Raw genomic sequence first — 21252 nt, 5'->3', positions numbered from 1 at the left:
TAGAATTCCCCTCATCCGGCCTTCGGCCACCTTCTCCCAGTGGGAGAAGGGATAACTTTAAGGTTTAATCACCGTAATCGCACCCGGCTCCGGGCAGATCAGGTAGCAGTTGGCGCAGCCGATGCAGCCTTCTTTGGCAACCACAGTCGTCGGGTAACCAAGCTCGTTGATCTTGTCGGATGCTTCCAGAATATCCTTGGGACAGTGGATGATGCACAGGCCGCAGGCCTTGCACAGGTCTTCGTGGATAATTACCTTTGGTTTATCGGACATTTGCTTTCCTTCTCGGAGTCGAACACGGTGGTATCAATTTCAAGTTGTTCTGTGGCCATTTCACGCAGTTTGTATTTCTGAATTTTGCCGCTCGCGGTCATCGGATAGGCATCGACAAAGATGACATGCTTCGGCTTTTTGAACGGGGCAATCTTTCCACGGGTGAAGTCGATGACATCCTCTTCAGTGATGTCGGCTCCTTCCTTCTTGATGATGAAGGCGCCGACTACTTCGCCGTATTTCTGGTCAGGGATGCCGACCACCTGGACATCGAGAATACCCTCCATGGTGTAGAGGAATTCCTCGATTTCGCGCGGGTAGATGTTTTCGCCACCACGGATGATCATATCCTTGATCCGGCCGGTGATCTTGTAGTAACCGTCTTCATCAACCTCGGCCTGGTCACCGGAGTGCAGCCAACCATCGGCGTCAATCGCCTCACTGGTCCGCTCCGGCATCTTGTAGTAGCCCTTCATCACGTTGTAGCCGCGGCAGCAGAGCTCGCCCGGCTGACCAACACCGACTTCTTCGCCTGTTTCCGGGTCAATAAGCTTGACCTCGATCTCCGGCAATGCAGCGCCTACGGTACCGGTGCGCTGAGCAACGGTGTCGTCGGTACGGGTCTGGGTGATAACTGGAGAGGCCTCGGTCAAGCCGTAAGCGATAGTGATGTCGGTACAGTTCATCTTGTCCATCACCTGCCGCATCGTCTCTTCCGGACAGGGGGAGCCGGCCATGATTCCGGTTCGCAGGCTACTCATGTCGAACATCTCGAACATCGGGTGGGCCAGTTCGGCGATGAACATGGTCGGTACGCCATAGACCGCAGTACACTTCTCTTTCTGTACCGCCGCCAGCACCAGCAGTGGGTCGAAACCCTCCAGCGGCACCAGGGTGGCACCGTGGCCCAGCGCCGCCATGACACCGAGAACGCAGCCGAAACAGTGGAACAGTGGCACCGGCAGGCAGACCCGGTCGACCGAGCTGAACTTCTGTCGTTCACCGATGTAGTAACCGTTGTTGAGAATGTTGAAGTGGCTGAGCATAACCCCCTTGGGGAACCCGGTGGTACCGGAGGTGTACTGCATGTTGACCACTTCGTGGGCGTCGAGGGAAGCCTTGACCTTGTTGAAGCGCTCGTCGCCGCACTGGCTACCGAGCAACAGCAGTTCGCGGGTGTTGTACATGCCGCGGTGCTTCTCCTGGCCGATGAAGATGACGCTGCGCAGCTCCGGGAAGCGTTCGCTCTTAAGACGCCCGCGTTGACAGGTCTTCAGCTCCGGGATCAGCTCGTTGACGGTGTCGAGGTAGCTGTGGTCGCGGAAGCTGTCGATGATTACCAGAGCCGCCAGATCGGCCTGCTTGACGACGTATTCCAGTTCAAAGCTGCGGTACTGGGTGTTGATGGTGACCAATACTGCGCCGATTTTGGCGGTGGCGAACATGAAGGTGAGCCAGTCCGGCACGTTGGTCGCCCAGATACCGACGTGGTCACCTTTGCCGATCCCGGTCGCCAGCAGGCCTTTGGCCAGGTTGTCGACCCGTTCGTTGAACTGGCTGTAGGTCCAGCGCAGGTCGCGGTCGGGATAGACGATAAACTCCTGTTCCGCCGGCAGGCGTTTGACCTGCTCTTCGAAGTAGGCGCCGATGGTCTTTTTTGTGTAAGGCATGGCGTACTCCTAGCTCGGAACGTAGACGACGGCCAGGATCTTTGCGGTCTGGTCCCCTTTGGCGTGGACATCATGTGGCACGATCGAATCGTAATAGATGCTCTGCCCCGCTTCCAACTCGTAGGTGGTTTGGCCGTAGTTGATCTGGATAGCGCCTTCGAGCACGTAGATGAACTCTTCGCCTTCATGGCCGGAGAGCGGCGGTGCGTCGCCGCTGCGTGGCTTGACGTCGATCAGGAAGGGCTCCATGTGACGATCTTTTTTACTCGCCGCCATCGAGTAAAAGTCGAGGCTGCTACTGGTTGCCTTGGGGTCTTTGCCGGAGAAGCGGATGACGTTGGGGGCCTCGGCGCTGTCGAATACTGCCGGGCCTTCGACCGGGTCATCGTCCATGAAGGTGCCGAGGCGGACGCCCAGCGCGCGGGAGAGTTCCATCAGCGGGGTCAGCGAGGGGACCAGCGCACCTTCCTCGATCTGGCGGATCTGGTCGGCGTGACACTGGCTCTGCTCGGCCAGCTGTTCGATGCTCATCTCTTTCGCTTCACGCAGTTGACGGACCTTGGTCCCGATGTTGTTCTCCACTGACATGACCTTCTCCTTAAGGTGATAATTTATAGATATAAGATTTTCTTTTTTGGAAAATCAAGTTGCCATATTAATCGTCGATCGATCGTTGGTCATCGATTACGATGCCGTCATTCGCCAGAGAGCCCGGCTCGCACAGGGAAACATCGACGCGTAGTCTGGTGATTTTTTGAAAGCTGTCGATCAGTCCCTGGCCCAGACCTTCCTGGCTGGGTTTGCTTGTCTCAACCTGGAAACAAGCTTCGTCCAGGCCCTTGTCGTTGCGTGTTATCACCAACCTGCCTTTGCTGGCTTCGCTATGTCGTGCCAGCACTTGTGCGATCTGGCTGGGATAGACAAATAATGCTCTGAGCTTGGCCGATTGGTCGGCACGGCCCATCCAGCCTTTGAGGCGGCGGTTGGTCCGTCCGCAAGGGCTCGGTTCCGTTATGAACGCAGAAAGATCACCGGTCGCAAAGCGGATCAGCGGATAGTCTGAGTTCAGGCAGGTTACAACCACTTCACCGACCTCACCGTCAGCAACGAGATCTCCGGTGCCGGGGCGAACGATTTCAACGATGACCCCTTCATCAACAATCAATCCTTGATCGGCAACTGTTTCGTAAGCGATTACGCCGAGGTCTGCGGTGGCGTAACACTGCATCACTTCGATCCCGCGATCTGCGTATTCTTTGCGCAGTGCCGGGGGGAAATATTCACCCGATACCAGCCCCTTAGAAAGCGAACTAAGGTCTAGCCCGAGCTCATCCCCCTTGTCAAGAATGATCTTCAAAAATGACGGGGTGCCGACATAGGCCTGGGGACGCAGATCGGCGATGGTGCGGGCCTGCAGTTCAGTCTGGCCGATTCCGGCGGGGAATACGGCACAGTCGAGGGCAAAGGCACCGCTCTCGGCCATCGCCCCGGCTGGGGTAAAGTGATAGGAAAAACAGTTGTACAGCAATTCGCCTGAACGGAGGCCTGCAGCATACAGGGCGCGAGCAAAGCGCCAGCCGTCTTCGCCGCTGGTTTGCGGTTCATAGATCGGCCCCGACGAGGCGAACAGGCGCTTTAATTTCGGCGGAGACAAGTTGGCGAGGCCGCCGAAAGGAGGGTGCTCCTGCTGCAACTTCTGCAGCTCGCTCTTGCGGGTTAGAGGCAGTTTGGCCAGAGTTTCGGCATCAATCTGTTTCAGATCGGCGAAGTCGGCCAGCAGCTCTTTGTAGTATGGGGATTGCTCAATGGCCTGATTGATGGTTTCAGCCAGCTGGGCGAACTGTTGCTCTTCTCTTTCCTGAGCGCTGCGGGTTTCCAAAGCGTCGTAGAATTGTGACATGGGGGAACTCCTAAAATACCCCCTCACCCTAGCCCTCTCCCCAAGGAGAGGGGATCGCTGTGTGCCTTCTCCCTAGGGGAGAAGGTGGCCGTAGGCCGGATGAGGGGGCCTTTGTTTTTCAGCTTTTATTTAAATGTGAGTACAAAACTTCCAAAATATCTTCAGTTGCATTGAGAACTTCAATGCCCGCACCCTCCAGAATGTGCGTGCGTTCTTCATCATATGCATGTTGCTCATTCTCATTATGCCCACCGCCATCCAACTCGATGGCCAACGCAGCTTCGCGGCAGTAAAAATCGAGAATATATCCTGCCAGCGGGTGTTGTCTGCGAAATTTGAATCCGCCGAGACGTCGTCCTCTAAGTAATTGCCAGAGCAAAGTTTCTGCGTCTGTTTGTTGTTTCCGCAGTTCTCTGGCAAAAATAAGCAGATTAGATGGAACTGCCAATGAAAATCCCCCTCACCCTAACCCTCTCCCCTGGGGAGAGGGGACTCTTTTAAAGCCAACGCTTACGGCGTTTGTACGACTTGAGATTTTTGAAGGAGCGTCGTTCCTCGCCGCCGCCGAGGTAGAACTGCTTGATGTCTTCGTTGTTCATCAGTTCGTCGCGAGTCCCGTCCATGACGATCTTGCCCGACTCCATGACGTAACCGTAGGTCGCGTGTTTCAGCGCGATGTTGGCGTTCTGCTCAACCAACAGCATGGTGATACCCTGCTCACGGTTGATGGTCTGGATGATGTTGAAAACCTCTTTGACCAGCAGTGGCGAAAGGCCCATAGAGGGTTCGTCCAGCAGCATCAGCTTCGGGCGCGCCATCATCGCCCGGCCGATGGCGAGCATCTGCTGCTCCCCGCCGGAGAGGTAGCCGGCCAGGCCAGTCCGCTCTTTCAACCGTGGGAAGTAGTTGTAGACCATTTCGATGTCGCTGTTGATCTCTTTGTCTTTACGCGTGTAAGCGCCCAGCCGCAGGTTTTCGTGTACAGTCATGTCGCCGATGATGCGGCGGCCTTCCATGACTTGGAAGATTCCCTGGCGGACGATCTGCTCCGGGGCGCTGTTGGCGATGTCTTCGCCCATAAACTGGACGCTGCCGCGGGTGACTTTGCCGTCCTCGGTGCCGAGAAGGCCGGAGATCGCTTTCAAAGTGGTCGATTTGCCGGCACCGTTTGGGCCGAGCAGGGTGACGATCTCCCCCTTCGGTACTTCGAGGCTGACTCCGCGCAGCACCAGGATAACTTCATCGTAGACGACCTCGATGTTATTGAGGGTCAACAAAGGTTCAGCGGCCTCAGATTGTGTTGCAGTGTGACTCACCAGCTTCTCCGGTCGAAATGTTGATCAATGTGTCCCTTCTCCCATTGGGAGAAGGTGCCCGACAGGGCGGATGAGGGGTGGTTGTCGCAGAACCTTTCCCCTCCCCCGGCGCTTTGCGCCACCCTCTCCCCTGGGGAGAGGGTTTTGATTACGCACCTTTTACCAACCCAGCCATTCCGGGCGGCGCGGCACTTCCACGGTGGTTTGTTTGTTCATCTTGAAATCACCACCGTTGAACTCGCTTTTATAGACCGATACCAAGGTGGTCCCGCGATGGTCTTCGCTGGTCCAGGTTGATGGCAGGCAGACGCCTTCGAGACCTTCCGGGACGTAGCTCTGCATGCTTTCCATCGCCTTCTTGATGCCGGGGCCGTTCAACTCGCCGGCTTTGTCAGCCATCTTCATGGCGTCGACCATGAACATGGTCGAGCAGACGCCGCGCACATAGTGCAGGCCACGATACTCGTCAGCACTCTTAGCTGACATGTCGGAGATCGCTTTCATCACCTTATTGTCGCTGGCACCGGCTTTCCACGGGGTGCCACCAACAACCCAGGCTACGCCGTCACCGGCTGCCTGCGCTGCATTGATGCCGTTTTCGTCCCAGCCCCAGATGTTGGCGAGGAACTGAGTTTCGACGCCGACAGTGTCGCAGGATTTAATCAGCGAAATGTTGGAGCCGGAGGTGTTGCCAAGGAAGGCATAGTTAGAACCAGAATCTTTCAGTGTCAGGCACTGGGCTTTGGTGTCGGCTGGTTTCATCGAATAAACGATCGGTTGCATAATTTCGAAACCGAGCTCTTCCGCGTAGGCACCGCAGGCATCTTTCGGGGCGTTCGGGTAAGGGTGGTTGTCGCCCATGTGGGTAAACTTCGGCTTGCCTTCGCCGCCTTTGGCTTTCCAGTCCTCAGCTGCCCATTGGACCAAACCACGGCAGCCGTCGGAGTAGGATGGGCCGTAGAAGAAGTTGTACGGCGCTTTGTTTTTGCTCCGAGGCGATTTGCCTTCCGGGTCGGTCAGGTGACCGGAATAGGATGCCGAGATGTAGGTCACTTTGTCGCGTGCGATGAAACGGACCAGCGCTTCGGTGTCGGCGGTGCCCCAGCCCTGGATGACGATTGGCTTGAGTCCCGACTTCCATTTCTTGTAAGTGGCGACCGCACGGTCCGCCTTATAAGAGTAGTCGACGGTTTCGAACTCGATCTTTTTGCCGTTGACGCCGCCGTTGGCGTTAGCGTAGTTGAGGGCATCAATGACGCCGGGGCCGTAGTGTGCGCCGACGCCGCCGGTTGGGCCGGTGAAGTCGGTCAAGTGGCCGACGGAAACAGTACCGGCTGCCAAGGCAGTGCCAGCGGAAAATGCGGCCATGACCAACATGATGCAGATATTTCTGAACCATCTTTTACTCATCTTTTCCTCCTCGTTTGTTTGTGAACTCTCTAAAACAGTGCTAAGCGGATTTCCATGTCCAATAAATAATCAATATGAGAACGGGTAGAGCTTCCAGTAGGCCTTGATCCGCTGCCAGCGGTGGGCCAGACCTTCCGGCTCGAAAATAAGAAACAGTATGATCGCCAGGCCGATCGCCATCTCCTTGATGTAGGCCAACGACTGCACCAGATCAGGGTAGGAGCCGCTGAACAGGTTGACGCTCCACTCCATCAGCTCCGGCAGCAGCACCATGAAGATGGTGCCGAGGATGGTGCCATAGATCGAGCCGAGACCGCCGATGATGATCATCGCCAGGAACTGGATCGAGAGGATGATGGTGAAGCCCTCGGCAGAGACGAAGCCGAGATAATGGCCGAACAGGGCGCCGCCGATTCCGGCGTAGAGGGCTGACAGGCCGAAAGACATGACCCGGTACCAGGTCAGGTTGATGCCCATGATTTCCGCCGACAGGTAATGATCGCGCACCGCCACCAGTGCCCGTCCGTCACGGGAGCGGATCAGGTTGGAGGTGAAGGTGAAGATCAGCACCACGTAAATCAGCACCACATAGTAGTAGGACTGATCGGTGTCGAAGCTGAAGCCGAAGATGGTCAGGTACTCGGTCATGGCGCCAGCAGATCCGCCGGTGAACCAGCCGGCACGGGCGAAGAAATCTTCCAGGATGAACTGCGAGGCCAAGGTTGCGATCGCCAGGTAAAGCCCTTTAATCCGGCCAGCCGGGATGCCGACCAGCAGACCGACCAGCATGGTCAGAACGCCAGCCAGCGGAATAGCGAAGAAGACCGGGACGCCAAAGGAATTGCTCAGCCAGGCCGAGGCAAAAGCGCCGAAACCGAAGAAAGCGGAGTGGCCGAGGGAAATCTGCCCGGTGAAGCCGACCACCAGGTTCAGGCCGAGCGCAGCGATACCGTAATAGCCGATCTGGATCATCAGGTTCAGCACATAAGGACTACCGACGAAAGGCACCAGAAACAGCAGCGCGATAAAAGCGAGCGTAATGTAGCGCGTCACCGGCGTGGCGAAAATCGTCATATCAGATGCGTAGGTGGTGCGGTAATCGCCGCACGGACGCATGGAACTACCGAGAGACATGGAGCATTAAATCCTTTCGATATCCTTGGTGCCGAACAGGCCGTACGGCTTGATCATCAGGATAATAATCAGGGCATAAAATGGTGCGATCACGTAGAGGTTGCCGATATGTAGCCACTGGCTGTCGGCGAATTCAGCGACGTTCTCCAGTACGCCGATGATCAGCCCGCCGATGACCGAGCCGACGATCGAATCGAGGCCGCCGAGGATGACCACCGGAAAGACCTTGATGCCGAAAAAAGACAGCGCCGAAGAAACACCGTTGACCATGCCGATAACGATGCCGGCCAGTGCCGAGACGACCGCTGAGATTGCCCAGGCAGCGGCGAAGACATGCTTGACCGAGATGCCGAGACTCTGTGCTACCTGCTGGTCGAAAGCGGTCGCGCGCATCGCCAGACCGGTGCGGGAATATTTAAAGAAGTAGTAGAAGGCGACCATGACCAGCACCGAAATGACCATACTGAGGATATAGGCCGACTGCACCTGCATGCCCAAAATGTTGACGCTGGTGGTCTCGAACACCTGCGGGAAGGACTTAGTCTCGTGGCCGAACAGCAGGCCCATCAGCGCCTGGAAGAAGATCGACAGGCCGATGGTGACCATGATCACCGAGATGATCGGTTCACCGATCATCGGCCGCAGTACGATCACCTGCAGGGCGATACCGAAGACCACCATAAAGGCCAGTGTCAGCGGGAAGCCGAACCAGAAGGGCAGCTCGAATTTCATCAACAGCCACCAGCAGGTCCAGGCACCGATCAAGAGGAATTCGCCTTGGGCGAAGTTGACCACCCGGGTTGATTTGTAGATCAGCACGAAGCACATCGCCACCACCCCGTAGAGGGTGCCGACGATCAGGCCGTTGACGACCAGTTGCATGAGCAGTTCAGTGTTCATTTAATATCTCCAGCGTGGTGTTTGCCACGGTTGTTGCGTTTGCTCCCTCTCCCACTGGGAGAGGGTTGGGGTGAGGGGCGACGTTCTGTAAAATCCCCCTCATCCGCCTTCGGCACCTTCTCCCCTGGGGAGAAGGAATTAACTCACCTGCTGTGCAGAGTTTTATTGCAACTCCACCACCCGCAAGTTTGTCTGCACCCTCGAAGTCGTACCATCCTGAAATGTAATGATGGTATCGACCGGGATTTGTGACTCCAGACTGTAAAGCCCCTCTATGATGTCGCTATAGACTTCGCGGATCACGCCGCGGCGGACCTTGCGGGTTCGGGTCAGTTCACCATCGTCGGCGTCGAGCTGCTTGTAGAGCAGCAGGAACTTTTTGATCTGGTGCGCTTCCGGCAGGGTGGCGTTAACTGCTTCGACCTCGCGTTGAATCCGCTCGTAGACTTCATCCTGTGCTGACAGGTTGATGTAGTTGGTGAAGGCGATGCCGCGCTTCTCGGCCCACTTGGCGACGATGTCGAAGCGGATGCAGATCATCGCGGTGAGGAATTCCCGTCCGTGGCCGAGGACAACAACCTCGGCAATAAAGGGCGAAAACTTCAGCTTGTTTTCGATGAACTGCGGCGAGAAACGGTTGCCGCAAGCGGTGACGGCGATATCGCTGATCCGGTCGATGACCACCAGGTGGCCGTTCTCTTTTTTGAAGTAACCGGCGTCGCCGGTCGCCATCCAGCCGTCCTCATCGAGCGATTCTTTGCTCGCTTCCTCGTTTTTGTAATAGCCGCAGAACATTCCCGGGTTACGGGCGATGATCTCGCCAACACCATTTTCATCCGGGTTGTCGATGCGGATATCGCTCTTTTCGAAGGGCACGCCGACGCTGTCGTAATCGACGTCATCGGCGGCGTGGATGGTGTAAGCGCCAGCCAGTTCGGTCTGGCCGTAGATCTGCCGCAGCGGCACACCCATCGAAAGAAAAAACTTGAAGGTATCCGGTCCCAGTGCCGCCCCGCCGGTCGCTGCCGAGCGCAGGCGGCTGAAGCCGAGCCGGTCTTTCAGCGGTTTGAAGATCAGCCAGTAAGCCAGCTTCGACGGTTTTCCGGTTTTCTTGAAGCTGTTGATGGCGCGCTTGATACAGAAATCATAGATTTTGCGTTTGAACGGGGAGGCGTCCATCATCCGCGCCTGCACGTCGGCAGCCAGCGATTCCCAGACCCGCGGCGCCAGCAGCACAAAGTGCGGGCCGATCTCGCGCAGATCGTCCATCTGGGTTTCCGGTTCTTCGACGAAGTTGACGATCAGCCGCACCATCAGCGCCTGACAGACGGCGTAGACCTGCTCCATGATCCAGGGCAGCGGTAGCACCGAGACGTAGTTGTCACCCGGTTGGCGTGAGTCGGCCTGCAGGTAGTAAACGCAGTGGTCGAGCAGAGCACCGGCCTGCAGCATCGCCAGCTTCGGTTTGCTGGTGGTGCCGGAGGTCGGGCAGAGAATGGCGACATCATCGCCTTTGCCGACGGCGATCATCTCGCTGTAGGTGTTTGGTTCTTTTTCGTGCAGCTCAGCTCCCAGCTTCAGCAGTTCTTCCAGCGGCATCAGACGCGGATCATCATACTTGCGCATGCCGCGCGGATCGCTGTAGATGATGTGCTCGACGCAGGGGCACTGCTCGGTGATCTCCAGCACCTTGTCGACCTGCTCTTCATCTTCGGCGAGGATGACCTTCGCACCGGCGTAGTTGATCAGGTAGGCAACCTCGTCGTTGAGCGAATCCTGGTAGATACCGAAGATCATGCCGCCGACGGCGTGGACTGCGATTTCGCCGGCGACCCACTCCGGCCGGTTGTCACCGATAAGTCCGGCGGAATCGCCGCGGCTGAGGCCGAGGGACTGCAGGCCGAGGGCCATATTGCGGACCAGTTCATTGTAATCAGTCCAGGTCAACTGTTTCCAGATGCCGAAGGCTTTTTCGCGTATGGCGATGTCGTTCGGATACTGCTCGGCGTTGTAGGCGAGCAGCTTGGGAAAGGTATCGTAGACGCTAATGTCGGGATGGTGATGTGTCATCAGGCGACCTCTCCTTCACTATCGACGAGGTCGTCATCCTCTTCACCGAGGTAGGCTTTTTTCACCGTCGCGTTGGCCATGATTTCATCCGGTAGTCCGGCGGCGATCTTCTTGCCGAAGTCGAGCACCATCACCCGGTGGGACAGGTCCATGACCACGCCCATGTCGTGTTCAATCATCACCACTGTCATCCCCCACTCTTCGTTGAGGTCGATGATGTAACGGGCCATGTCCTCTTTCTCTTCGTGGTTCATCCCGGCCATCGGCTCGTCGAGCAGGATCAGGTCCGGTTTGAGAGCGACGGCGCGGGCCAGTTCGACCCGCTTGCGCAGACCGTAGGAGAGGGTACCCGCCTGCGCTTTACGGATATGAGCGATCTCGAGAAAGTCGATGATCTCCTCGACCTGGCGGCGATGCTCCAGTTCCTCCTTGCGCGCGCCGGTCAACCAGTAGAGTCCACCGGTGAGGAAGTTGTTCTTCAGCAGGTGATGCCGTCCGACCATGATGTTGTCGAGGACCGACATGTGATTGAACAAGGCCAGGTTCTGAAAGGTCCGGCCGATGCCGAGGTTGCAACGCTGGTTCGGTTTGAGCCGGGTGATTTCTTTCTCGCGGAAACGGATGCTGCCGACCTGGGGGTGGTAGCGGCCGGAGACGCAGTTGAGCATCGAGGTTTTGCCAGCGCCGTTAGGTCCGATAATCGAAAACAATTCCCCTGCTTTGACATCGAAGCTGACTCCCTGCAGGGCTTTGACGCCGCCGAAGGAAAGGGAAATATCGTCAACCTGAAGTAGTGTTTGTGCCGAGGGCATGAATGTTTCGTCCTTCAAAAACAGTGCAGAAAAAGACAGTAGTGTCCAACCTGAGTTTGATCAGGCTAAAAAAGAGCGGCCATAATATCAGCGCATCAGATTCTCATCAAGGGCTTTATAACGCCGTTTTATGGGTTCAATCTATTGTTTGATATAATCAAAAAAGGATTTTTTAAGGCTTTCTCTGCACCTGCCCGATTTGATTAGAGTAGACCGATTATTGTCTTTGGTTTTCGCCTCCGGTTTTTTTAGTATACCCAAGAGTGACGCTTTGTTATGTTGCGCTAATGGAGGATCTGCCCATGGACAAGAACATGTTTGCCAGCGACAACTACAGTGGTGTCTGCCCGGAGGCCTGGCAGGCGATGATGGTTGCGAACGACGGTTACGCCAACTCTTACGGAGATGACATCTGGACGGCAAAGGCCTGCGATGCACTGCGCGATTTTTTCGAGACCGATTGCCAAGTGTTTTTTGCTTTCAACGGCACTGCGGCCAATTCTCTGGCGTTGGCATCACTCTGCCGCTCCTACCACAGCATAATCTGCCACGACATGGCTCACGTTGAAACGGACGAGTGCGGGGCTGTCGAATTCTTCTCCAACGGCACCAAGGTTCTGCTGGTTGGCGGGGATGAGGGCAAGATTGATCCAGCAGCAGTCACCCATACGGTTGAGCGGCGTAGCGATATCCATTACCCCAAACCGAAGGTGCTTTCCATCACCCAGGCGACAGAGTTGGGGACGGTCTACTCGATTGATGAACTGCAGGCTGTTGGCGAACTGGCGAAACATCATCAGCTGAAACTGCATATGGATGGTGCACGGTTCTCTAATGCGCTGGCGACGCTCGGGGTTCCGGCAGCTGAATTGACTTGGAAGGCCGGTGTCGATGTGCTGACGTTTGGCGGGACCAAAAACGGCATGCCGGTTGGCGAAGCGGTCGTCTTTTTCGACAAATCATTGGCCGAGGAGTTCGACTATCGCTGCAAGCAGGCGGGGCAGCTGGCTTCGAAGATGCGTTACCTGGCGGCACCCTGGGTCGGCATGCTGGAGCAGGGGACCTTGCTGAAAAATGCCGCGCACGCCAACAAATGCGCCAAGTTGCTGGCCGAACAGTTGCTCAACGTCGACGGTGTCACACTGATGCACCAGGTGCAGGCCAACGCTGTTTTTGTGCAGATGCCTGAAACTCTGGTCGAGGCGCTCCATGCTGCCGGCTGGCATTTTTATACCTTCATCGGCTCTGGTCATGCGCGTTTTATGTGTTCCTGGCAGAGCAAGGAAGATGATATCCTGCAATTTGGGACCGAACTGAAAAAACTCGCAGCCTCTCTTTAATCAGGCTGTCGCTGAAAAGCAGATAAATGAGAAACTTTACCGACTTCGACACCATCGTCAAAAACATGGGGGATCTGCCCCCCTCACCGATCGTGGCACAGAAAATCCTTGATCTGCTGCGTGACCCCGACCTGAGGATCAAAGATCTCGCCAATGCTGTTTCCCTCGACCCGGCGATCTCCGCGCGTCTGCTGCGGATGGCCAACTCAGCATTTTACGACCAGCAGAAGCAGATCAACTCTGTCGATCGGGCGATCATCGTTATCGGTGAAGATGTCCTGAAAAACCTGGCGATGGAGTGCAGTCTGCGCGGCGCGCACAAAACCTATGGCTTGCTGGAGAGACGGCTGTGGGAGGGCTCAATCGGTAGTGCCGTTGCCTGTCGTATGATCGCAGGCCGGATCACCGATATCGACCCGAGCGAAGCCTATCTTTGTGGTCTGCAGCATCACATCGGCAAAGTGGTGATGGTGAACCGGGATAAGGATCTCTACAAAGAAGTGATGCGTATCGCTGATTCTGGCCTCGGCAGTCTGCGTGATGTCGAGCGCGGCCTGTTTGCCTATTCGCATGAGCTGGTCGGAGCGGCGTTGCTGGATTACTGGGATTATCCGAAGGTGATCGTTAAAGCGACCCTGCACCATCACGAATTTGAAAGCTTGCGTGAAAAAGATCCAGAAGCTTTCACGCTCTGCGCTGTGCTCGCCATGGCGAGTGACTTCTGTCGCTTTTACGGTATCGGCTGCGCTGGCTCTGATGATGAAACCGACCTGTCGATGAACAGAGGGACGCTGGCGTTGGAAGCCAACATGATGGTCGTCGATGAGATGCTCGACAAGTTTTACTCTGAGTTCGTCAAAGAACGTACACTTTTCCTTTCCTGATCATTCCCCGCAACAAATAAAGAAAACGACACCCAGCCGCTGCTGGAACCAGGGCTGTTTTGCCTGTCACGCTCAGTCGGTAGCTCGCTCACGCCTGAGAACAAACTGGCGAATCGGCTTGCAATAAGGGCCGGATGCCGAGAATTATCTCCAACAAAAAAGGCCACTGACCAAAACCTCTTGAAGCGAGGACTGGCAAGTGGCCGGGATTCTGCGTGTCGAAATTGATCTGCGCTAGCTTTGCAGCATCACCAGGGAGTCGAAGCCGATGCGGATGGCTCCCCAATGCTGTCCGTTCAGGATAATTGGCATCGAGAGGTCGCTGAGGATGTCGCCAGTGTCGCGCATGTAGGTTTGCAGCAAGAACTCTTCGCGATTTCTTGCGCTGCGCAGTCCGGTCGGATCGTTGAAAATCCGCTTGTCCCGGCTGTTGAGCAGGTCGACCTGTGGGTCGCCGGTCATCGGTTTAGCGTATTTGCTGTTATGGGTCGGGCCGTAACCGTTACTGTCGACGCAAAGAGCAAAGGCTCCGCCGGCGACCTGCTGCAGGATATGGTCGTAGAGTTGCTTGAAGTTCTGCTCAAAGTGGCGATCGTAGCAGGTGTGATATTTGGCCGGCTCGGTGCCGGGGATCATCTGGTAGTTGGTGTCGAACACGTTGATACCCTGTTGTTGCAGTCTACCGATCTGTTCTGCTGCCTGACGCTGAAATTCCTGTGCAGCCGCCAGGACTTTTTCGAAGGGGCCGCTGCCGGTTTTAAAGCAGGCAACAAGCTGCTGCATTTTTTCCGTGTTCTGCTGCAGATCGCGGGCAACCTGTGTCGATTCCTGCATTTGCTGATGAACGTGATGGCTCAGATCACGGATCTGACCAACATTATCATGCATGGTGGCATTCGCCCCGGTGACCTCCTGCGCAGAGCTATTGATGTCGGTCAGCCGGGTATGGTTCTGTTCGAATTCCTGGATCAGGGCGTCAAAGCTCTGGCAGGAGGATTCGGCAACAGCTGAGGTTTCGTTGGCGTACTGGTTGATGTTGGCCGCTTCTTTGGTCGCGGTTTCGACCATTTCCATGACCGAGTTCAGCTGCATGGCGATCTCTTCGCTCGACTTACTCGCTTGCTCGGCCAGGGTTTTCACTTCTCCGGCGACAACGGAAAAGCCCCGCCCGGCTTCCCCGGCACGGGCGGCTTCGACAGCGGCGTTCAGGGCGAGAAGGCCGGTCTGAAAGGAGATCTCCTGAATCGTCCGGATAATCTTGCTGATATCGCGCGACCGCTCACCCATTTGCTGAATCGTTGAGTCATGATCGCTGATTTGTCTCTGCATCCGGCCGATGTCGCTGCGGAGTTCCTGTAACGATTGATACGAGTTGCGCGCGTTCTCCAGACTGTCAGAAGTTGATGATGAAATCGTCTGGGTGTTGTCGGAGATAGTGTTGATCGAACGGGTTGCTTCGTCACTTGAAAGGAAAATGATATTCGCCAACTCTCCCTGGTTGGCTGCTTTGTCGGCGGAATCATCGACGCTGTTGACAACTTTGGCCGAACTGACGGCAATGCCCATACCCATCCTGCGGATGGTCAGGATGGTTTTACGCAACCGGGAAATGAATTGGTTGTAGCTTTCGGCCAAGTCTGCAAGCTCGTCATGGCTGTTTGCCTGAAGTTCTACCGACAGATCGGCATTGTCGGTTGTCATTTCTTTGAGTTGCCGGTTCAGTTGCCGGATCGGCCTGACGATCATGTAGCGCAAAAACAGGAACGCGATGATCATGGCGACGGCGGAGACCAAGCAAAGCCAGAAGCAAAGCCAGAGCATCCCGCTCGCGGCCTCGACTTCAGCGGCCTGCTGCAGTAGTTCGGTTGCCCCGGCAGGGTTTTCCAGTTTGTTGATATTGCGCCACAGGATAATCCCGATACAGACCTGCAGGACGACGAGGAACAGGAAGTTTCCCCCCAGTTTTTTTGTCAGGCTGTTGAAAAAGCGACTTTCAAGTCCTTGGTAGAGAGCTACGAAAAAATTCATGTCGGCAACCTCAGAAGGAGAGGGTCTAGGTAAAATACTGTTTTATTAAATATTAGCATATATCAATAAAGTTTTGTCAATCAATTTAATTTTCCTGCTAAGTTTGTTTTTCCGTGAGTTAGAGTATGGAGCGGCAGTCTTCTAGAGGGGCCGAAAAAGATGATTTCAGTGGCCTGCAAGCAGCGAGACCTAGCGCTGAAAATGATGTGTGGAACCGCTGGGGAATAATAAACAAACCAAGTTTTGTATCAGCGAAGCAGTTGACGGCGTGTTCCGTCTGCAAAGTTTTGACAAAAAAAGACCTCTCCCTGATACTGGCACGGTTTGCTGTCTTGAAATTTCTTCCGTGAGGGACTGCTGTATGAACACGACTTTCTTTTTTCCTTTTCTGTTGGTATCCATTTTAGTTGCAGCTGCAATGTTTCTTCTGCCTTTCTGGTTTAAGCCGCGCATGGCGAAGTATCTGCAAAAGTACGAAGTCAACGTTGTTTATGCCGTGCTGATTTCTGTCTTTGCAGCGACTCTCTGCCTGATTCCACTGATGGGCTGGCTGGTCTCTGCACTCGACCTGCTGCAAACGACCAACGAGTTTGACCCGGCCGGCAACAGTTTGCACGACTGGTCTTTTACCCTTTACGGTTACCTTTATTCTTTTCGCTGGTCGTTCCTGGTGACAGCGATCATGCTGTTTGCGACGGGGATTTATTTTTGGCGGTTCGGGCAAAAAAAATAGCTTTGGCGAAGGGAACAGGCAGCTGCGTGGCCACATCAGGCCATTCGTGGTCGTTGCCATCTACTGAAAACATTTGACCAATGCGGAGGGTCTTGTTAAGCATAGAGCCTTTGCGGGGGTGCTTTTTGTCCCCCGGTAGAATTGACGCTCAGATTGAAAGAGGTGAATATGATTCGCGCAGCCCACAACAACACTGTAACGGTTAAATATACCGGCAAACTTGCTGACGGAACTATCTTTGATGCCTCCCCCGAAGACAGCCCTTTGCAATTCATCATCGGTAGGGGAGAGGTGATCAAGGGGTTTGAGGCCGCGGTTCTGAATATGGCCCAGGGCGAGGTGAAAACCGTCGTCATCGAGCCAGATCAGGCGTACGGGGCATCCAAGCCCGAACTGATCGAAGAAATTAAACGTGCTGCTCTGCCGGACAATGTCGAACTGGTTGAAGGCAGGCAGCTGGAAGTGACCCAGGGGGATGGCAGCCTGTTGCTGCTCATGATCAACAAGGTTACAGAAGAGACGGTTACTCTCGATGCCAATCACCCATTGGCGGGCAAAACGCTGACATTTGAGATCGAGATGCTCGACGTTAATACCGATCCCCCCAAAGAGCTTCCGCCCCTTTTTAGTGCAGCCCTTGAGGGAGGCCCGTTGCACTAAAGCCGCTTTACAGGGAAGACATCATGGAACAGCCCCGGCATTTATCCGCTGGGGCTGTTTTCGTTTTGGCTCACAGTCCCTTGAGTCATCATATCTTGATGCGGTATGCGCAGGCGTGATAGTTTCACTGCTGTCGCATATGATGTTTTAAGAACTTCACTCTATGCTTTGCGGGAACCGGTATGTGCAAAAAAATCTTCGTCGCTTCGACCGGCCAGAACACTGGCAAGACCACCACCAGCATTTCGCTGCTGCACCTGGCGCGTAAGAAATACCAGCGGATCGGTTTTATCAAGCCGTTCGGGCCGAAGGTGATCAACTACCTGGGGCAGGATGTCGATGTCGATGCGGCGCTGGTGGCGCATGTTTATGACATGGAAGATGACCTGCAGCTGATGTCTCCGGTGGTACTGCACTCGCAGACGACGCGGAAAGTGCTCGATGGCCGGATCAGCGCTGATGGCTACCTGACGCAGATCGAAGAGGCAGTAGCAGCGTTGGAGGAACAGTGTGATTTTCTCATCATCGAGGGCGCGGGTCACTCCGGCGTCGGTTCCGTGGTTGGCCTCGGTAATGCCCATGTCGCTAAAAGACTAAACGCACCGGTGCTGATGGTCTCTGGTGGTGGTGTCGGCAGTGTCATCGATGATATCCATCTCAACTTGTCGACTTTCCGTGAAGCCGGTGCCGAAGTGCGCGCGATCCTGCCGAACAAGCTGCTACAGTCGAAGCGCGAGATGACTCTGCATTATCTCGATCTGGCTTTCCGCGACCTGGGCATTAAAGTGGTTGGTGGCTTCAACTATTCTCCGATCCTCGCCAACCCGACCCTACGCTACCTGGCCTCACTGCTGAAGTTGAAGCTGCACGCTGATCAGGAACAGGGCAGCCGCATTGTCATGAATGTCCAGCTTGGAGCCGCTTCGACCCAGCGAGTGGTTGACAAACTGGCGGAATCGAGCCTGATCATTGTCACCAGCAGCCGCGACGAGGTGATTGTCATGCTGGCGACCCTCTACCACCTGCCTGAGTTCAAAGGAAAGATTGCTGGCCTGCTGATCGCCGGCATATCGCCTGTGGCCGATATCGTTCAGCGGGTGCTCGAGGATGCCGAAGTGCCTTATATGCGCACCACTGAATCCTCGGCGGATGTTTACACAGCCATTCAGGCGGATGTCGCGAAAATTCGCGCCGATGATGACCAGAAGATCGGCCTGGTGCAGCGCCTGGCCGAGAACGACCTCGATTTCGAAACCATCGATTCGCTTTTCTGATCTACTTTTTCATGTTTTAAAGGATTTGTATTTATGGGCTTTTTTTCAAAACTGTTCGGCGGCGGAACCTCTCTTGAGGGGTTGCGCAAAGCCGTTGCGCAAAAACGTTTTGCCGATGCCAGGGTGATGGCAGAAGAACTGTTGGAGCAGGATGATCTGGCCGAAAAGGCCGAGGTCGAGCAGTTGCAGGCTGCGGCCGGTGATGGGTTGGCGCAGCTGAACCTGGATGAAGCGCGTGGCTGTCAGCGTAACGGTGACGCGGAGCAGGCGAGCGAACATTTCGAGCTGGCGTTGCAGCAGGTGTTCAGTTCCGAGCTGAAAAAAGAGATCGAAAAAGCGCAAAAAGAGACGCCGCTGAAGCCGCAGGTTGAAGCCCCGGTGAAAAAGCATTCTGGCGGTTCCTGTGCCAGCTGTGGCCCGCAGGAAATGACCCCCTTGAGTGGTGATGATATCGACCTGCCTGACCTGGAAACTCAGCTTGAGCTGACCCTGGTTTCCTATCCGCCGGAAATTGCCGAGCGCTATCGCCAAAAGGGCAATGCTTTCCTGCAGGCGTTCATGTACTCCCAGTCGGGCGAAGATAAAGGTGCCATCGATTTCTGGAAACAGGTGCCGGATAAAGAGCGTGATGATCTGTACTGGTTCGAACTGGGGGCCTCGCAGGTGCGGGCCGGGCAGCCGAAACAGGGGCGAAAAAGTTTGGAAAAAGCGGTTGAGCTGAATCCGACCATGATCCCGGCGACCGAGATGCTGATTCAGGTCCAGGTTTCCCTCGGCGATGCGAATGCTGCTTTGAAGCGGTTGGAGAAGATGCTGGACGAAGGGCAGCAACCTGATTTCTGTCACGTGCAGATGACTCTGGTGCGCTTGCAGCAAAAGAAACTGCCGCAGGCCCTGGAGCACGCCCGCAATGCGTTGGCAATCGGCGTAGCTGATCCCGGTTTCATGCAGCTGGCCGCGTCGCTGATGGAGCAGTCCGGAGAACTGGACGAGGCGGAAGCGCTGCTGCGCCGCATCCCCGCCGGGAGTAGTTGCGGGGGGAGTGGGATGAACCTGCACCTCGCCGAGTTCCTGCTGCGGCAGAAACGTGAACTGGGAAAAGTCCTCGACACCTTTAATGCGGCCTGTCGCCAGGATCCGCAGAACCCTCGCTGGCAACTGCGTGCGGCACAGACCTACATTGCTCGCAACTGGAAAAAAGAGGGCGTCGATCTGCTGAGCAGGGTGGTCGATGATCCGAATCTCGAGCCACAGCTGCAGCAGGAAGCCAGGGAATGGCTGGCGGCGCAGAAGGGGTAGCTCATGCCGAGCATTGACGATGTGAAAAACTATCTCGCCGGTCATCAGGTTGACGTTTGGGAATATGAACAGCCAACTCCGACCTGTGAAACCGCTGCAGCGGCAGTCGGTTGCACCCCGGCGGAAATCGCCAAAACGTTATTATTTCTTGTTGGTGGCAAACCCGCCGTGGTGGTCACCTGTGGTGATATGAAGGTGAAAAGTTCGCTGCTGAAAAAGGCTGCCGGGCTCTCCGGCAAAGTCAAACTGCCTCAGGCGGAGGACGTGCTCGAATACACTGGTTACGCACCGGGTGGTGTTTGCCCCTTCCTGCTGCGGGCCGATCTGCCGGTTTTGCTTGACACCTCGATGCAACGTTTTGAAAAGGTATATGCGGCTGCCGGCAACGATTACTCAGCAGTGCCGGTCACCTTTGCTCAACTGGAACAACTGACCGGCGGTAAGCCGGTCGAAGTCTGCGATCCGGCCTGAGACGAATCGAACACTTGGAGGAGAAGACAGATGCTCACCCTGTTACGGCAACGCCGCAGCATCCGTAAATTTACGGAGAAAAAAATTGAGGCGGAGAAAGTTGATCAGCTCTGCGAGGCGATCCTCCGAGCTCCGACCTCGCGCAACTTCCAGCCCTGCGAATTCGTTTTTGTTGATGAGCCGGGGTTGTTGCAGAAACTGGCCACAGCAAAAGCGCACGGCACCGCCTTTTTGCAATCCGCAACGCTGGCTATCGTCATTGCTGCCGACCCTCAGAAATCAGATGTCTGGGTGGAGGATTGTTCGATTGCGGCCTTCACCGTTCAGCTGGCAGCGGAGGAGCTGGGGCTGAAAAGCTGCTGGGCGCAGCTGCGACTGCGGCCACACAAGGGCGAGGCGAGTGCGTCGGAGTACGTACGCAAGCTGGTCGACCTGCCGGACGGCTTCGAGGCGCCGATGGTGATCGGCATCGGCTACCCGGATGAAGAGAAAGCTGGGCACAGTCGCGAATCACTGCCGGATGTAAAAATCCATCGCAACAGTTATCGAGCAAATTGATTTGACAACTCTTCCAGTGTCTGTCGGTAAATAGCGCAATCTTCGATTGAAAAGCAGCAGAAGATGACACGTTGAAGTGAACCTGGCTGCCGTAGAAACTTCAGCGTTTCCGTCAGGGCAATACGGCAGGCCTACTCGATCGGGTAGCCGTAAATACCGGTGCTGATCGAAGGGAAGGCAATGCTGTCAAGCTTTGCTTCCGTCGCCAAATGCAAACTGTTGCGGTAGCAGCCGGCCAGCAATTCAGCTTCCTTTTTGCCACCACCATGCCAGACGGGACCGACGGTGTGGATAACATGCCTGGCCGGGAGCTGGTAACCCGCGGTCATTTTTGCCTCACCGGTCGGGCAGCCATTCAAGCTTCGGCACTCTTCCAGGAGCCCAGGCCCGGCTGCACGATGAATGGCACCATCGACGCCACCGCCGCCGAGCAATTTGTTGTTGGCGGCATTGACGATGGCCGCGACCTGCAGTGTGGTAATATCTGCCTGAATAATTTCGATTTTCGCGTTCATTTTTA

The 21252-nt window shown here is 55.6% G+C and carries 20 protein-coding genes and 1 pseudogene; 8 read left to right on the top strand and 13 right to left on the bottom strand.

Features of this window, described 5'->3' with window-relative positions; genetic code table 11:
• Nucleotides 1–57: 57 nt before the first annotated feature.
• From BUB13_RS06565 to BUB13_RS06515, 11 genes are all read right to left on the bottom strand, one after another.
• Complete coding sequence (locus BUB13_RS06565; protein ID WP_072906993.1) at nt 58–273, bottom strand: 4Fe-4S dicluster domain-containing protein; 216 nt, start codon at nt 271–273, stop codon at nt 58–60.
• Entirely contained in the window at nt 252–1943 is a 1692-nt protein-coding gene (locus BUB13_RS06560; RefSeq protein WP_072906991.1) for an AMP-binding protein, read from the bottom strand. The genes BUB13_RS06565 and BUB13_RS06560 overlap by 22 nt, the downstream gene beginning before the upstream one ends.
• A 9-nt stretch (nt 1944–1952) precedes the next feature.
• A complete protein-coding gene (locus BUB13_RS06555) occupies nt 1953–2531 on the bottom strand; it encodes a helix-turn-helix domain-containing protein (protein WP_072906989.1) in 579 nt (192 codons plus the stop codon).
• 67 nt (nt 2532–2598) lie between these two features.
• On the bottom strand, nt 2599–3843 hold the full coding sequence (locus BUB13_RS06550; RefSeq protein ID WP_072906987.1) for a phenylacetate--CoA ligase family protein: 1245 nt from the start codon (nt 3841–3843) through the stop codon (nt 2599–2601).
• A gap of 118 nt (nt 3844–3961) precedes the next feature.
• Nucleotides 3962–4291, bottom strand: coding sequence for an endonuclease domain-containing protein (locus tag BUB13_RS06545; protein WP_072906985.1), 330 nt, complete (start codon nt 4289–4291; stop codon nt 3962–3964).
• A gap of 49 nt (nt 4292–4340) precedes the next feature.
• Complete coding sequence (locus BUB13_RS06540) at nt 4341–5159, bottom strand: ABC transporter ATP-binding protein (protein WP_279625969.1); 819 nt, start codon at nt 5157–5159, stop codon at nt 4341–4343.
• Between the two features lie 159 nt (nt 5160–5318).
• Complete coding sequence (locus BUB13_RS06535; protein WP_084091810.1) at nt 5319–6569, bottom strand: ABC transporter substrate-binding protein; 1251 nt, start codon at nt 6567–6569, stop codon at nt 5319–5321.
• Nucleotides 6570–6638: 69 nt separating this feature from the next.
• Nucleotides 6639–7703, bottom strand: a complete 1065-nt coding sequence (locus BUB13_RS06530) for a branched-chain amino acid ABC transporter permease (protein WP_072906983.1) — start codon at nt 7701–7703, stop codon at nt 6639–6641.
• A 6-nt stretch (nt 7704–7709) separates the two neighbouring features.
• Nucleotides 7710–8603, bottom strand: coding sequence for a branched-chain amino acid ABC transporter permease (locus BUB13_RS06525; RefSeq protein ID WP_072906981.1), 894 nt, complete (start codon nt 8601–8603; stop codon nt 7710–7712).
• A gap of 162 nt (nt 8604–8765) precedes the next feature.
• A complete protein-coding gene (locus BUB13_RS06520; RefSeq protein ID WP_072906979.1) occupies nt 8766–10673 on the bottom strand; it encodes a long-chain fatty acid--CoA ligase in 1908 nt (635 codons plus the stop codon).
• Entirely contained in the window at nt 10673–11485 is an 813-nt protein-coding gene (locus BUB13_RS06515) for an ABC transporter ATP-binding protein (RefSeq protein ID WP_072906977.1), read from the bottom strand. Before BUB13_RS06515 ends, BUB13_RS06520 begins: the two co-directional genes overlap by 1 nt.
• Nucleotides 11486–11787: 302 nt before the next feature.
• Here BUB13_RS06515 and BUB13_RS06510 point away from each other — a divergent pair, with 302 nt between their 5' ends.
• Both BUB13_RS06510 and BUB13_RS06505 read left to right on the top strand, forming a co-directional pair.
• Nucleotides 11788–12825 carry a threonine aldolase family protein gene (locus BUB13_RS06510; RefSeq protein WP_244151837.1) on the top strand — a complete coding sequence of 346 codons (1038 nt, stop codon included), beginning with the start codon at nt 11788–11790 and terminating at the stop codon, nt 12823–12825.
• A gap of 26 nt (nt 12826–12851) precedes the next feature.
• The gene (locus tag BUB13_RS06505) at nt 12852–13709 is read left to right on the top strand and encodes an HDOD domain-containing protein (protein WP_072906973.1); all 858 of its coding nucleotides are present in this window, start codon (nt 12852–12854) and stop codon (nt 13707–13709) included.
• Between the two features lie 234 nt (nt 13710–13943).
• Here BUB13_RS06505 and BUB13_RS06500 read toward each other — a convergent pair whose 3' ends face one another.
• Nucleotides 13944–15737, bottom strand: coding sequence for a methyl-accepting chemotaxis protein (locus tag BUB13_RS06500; RefSeq protein WP_072906971.1), 1794 nt, complete (start codon nt 15735–15737; stop codon nt 13944–13946).
• A 418-nt stretch (nt 15738–16155) separates the two neighbouring features.
• Between BUB13_RS06500 and BUB13_RS18755 the strand changes: the two genes are divergently transcribed.
• The 6 genes from BUB13_RS18755 (at nt 16156) to BUB13_RS06470 (ending at nt 20732) form a co-directional block, all read left to right on the top strand.
• On the top strand, nt 16156–16470 hold the full coding sequence (locus tag BUB13_RS18755) for a hypothetical protein (RefSeq protein WP_139249320.1): 315 nt from the start codon (nt 16156–16158) through the stop codon (nt 16468–16470).
• Between the two features lie 168 nt (nt 16471–16638).
• On the top strand, nt 16639–17130 hold the full coding sequence (locus BUB13_RS06490) for an FKBP-type peptidyl-prolyl cis-trans isomerase (RefSeq protein ID WP_072906968.1): 492 nt from the start codon (nt 16639–16641) through the stop codon (nt 17128–17130).
• Between the two features lie 182 nt (nt 17131–17312).
• A complete protein-coding gene (locus BUB13_RS06485) occupies nt 17313–18404 on the top strand; it encodes a phosphotransacetylase family protein (protein ID WP_072906966.1) in 1092 nt (363 codons plus the stop codon).
• Between the two features lie 33 nt (nt 18405–18437).
• Entirely contained in the window at nt 18438–19703 is a 1266-nt protein-coding gene (locus BUB13_RS06480; RefSeq protein ID WP_072906964.1) for a tetratricopeptide repeat protein, read from the top strand.
• Nucleotides 19704–19706: 3 nt separating this feature from the next.
• Nucleotides 19707–20174 (top strand): YbaK/EbsC family protein, encoded by a 468-nt coding sequence (locus BUB13_RS06475; protein ID WP_072906962.1) that lies wholly within the window; start codon nt 19707–19709, stop codon nt 20172–20174.
• Nucleotides 20175–20204: 30 nt separating this feature from the next.
• Nucleotides 20205–20732 carry a nitroreductase family protein gene (locus tag BUB13_RS06470; RefSeq protein WP_072906960.1) on the top strand — a complete coding sequence of 176 codons (528 nt, stop codon included), beginning with the start codon at nt 20205–20207 and terminating at the stop codon, nt 20730–20732.
• Here the strand turns inward: BUB13_RS06470 and BUB13_RS06465 are convergent.
• Nucleotides 20717–21247 (bottom strand): annotated as a pseudogene (locus BUB13_RS06465) (O-acetyl-ADP-ribose deacetylase). The gene BUB13_RS06470 and the pseudogene BUB13_RS06465 overlap by 16 nt on opposite strands.
• Nucleotides 21248–21252: the final 5 nt, after the last annotated feature.

Source organism: Malonomonas rubra DSM 5091 (assembly GCF_900142125.1).
In the GTDB taxonomy this organism is placed as follows: Bacteria; Desulfobacterota; Desulfuromonadia; order Desulfuromonadales; family Geopsychrobacteraceae; genus Malonomonas; species Malonomonas rubra.
This window is presented reverse-complemented; position numbering and strand designations above follow the sequence as displayed.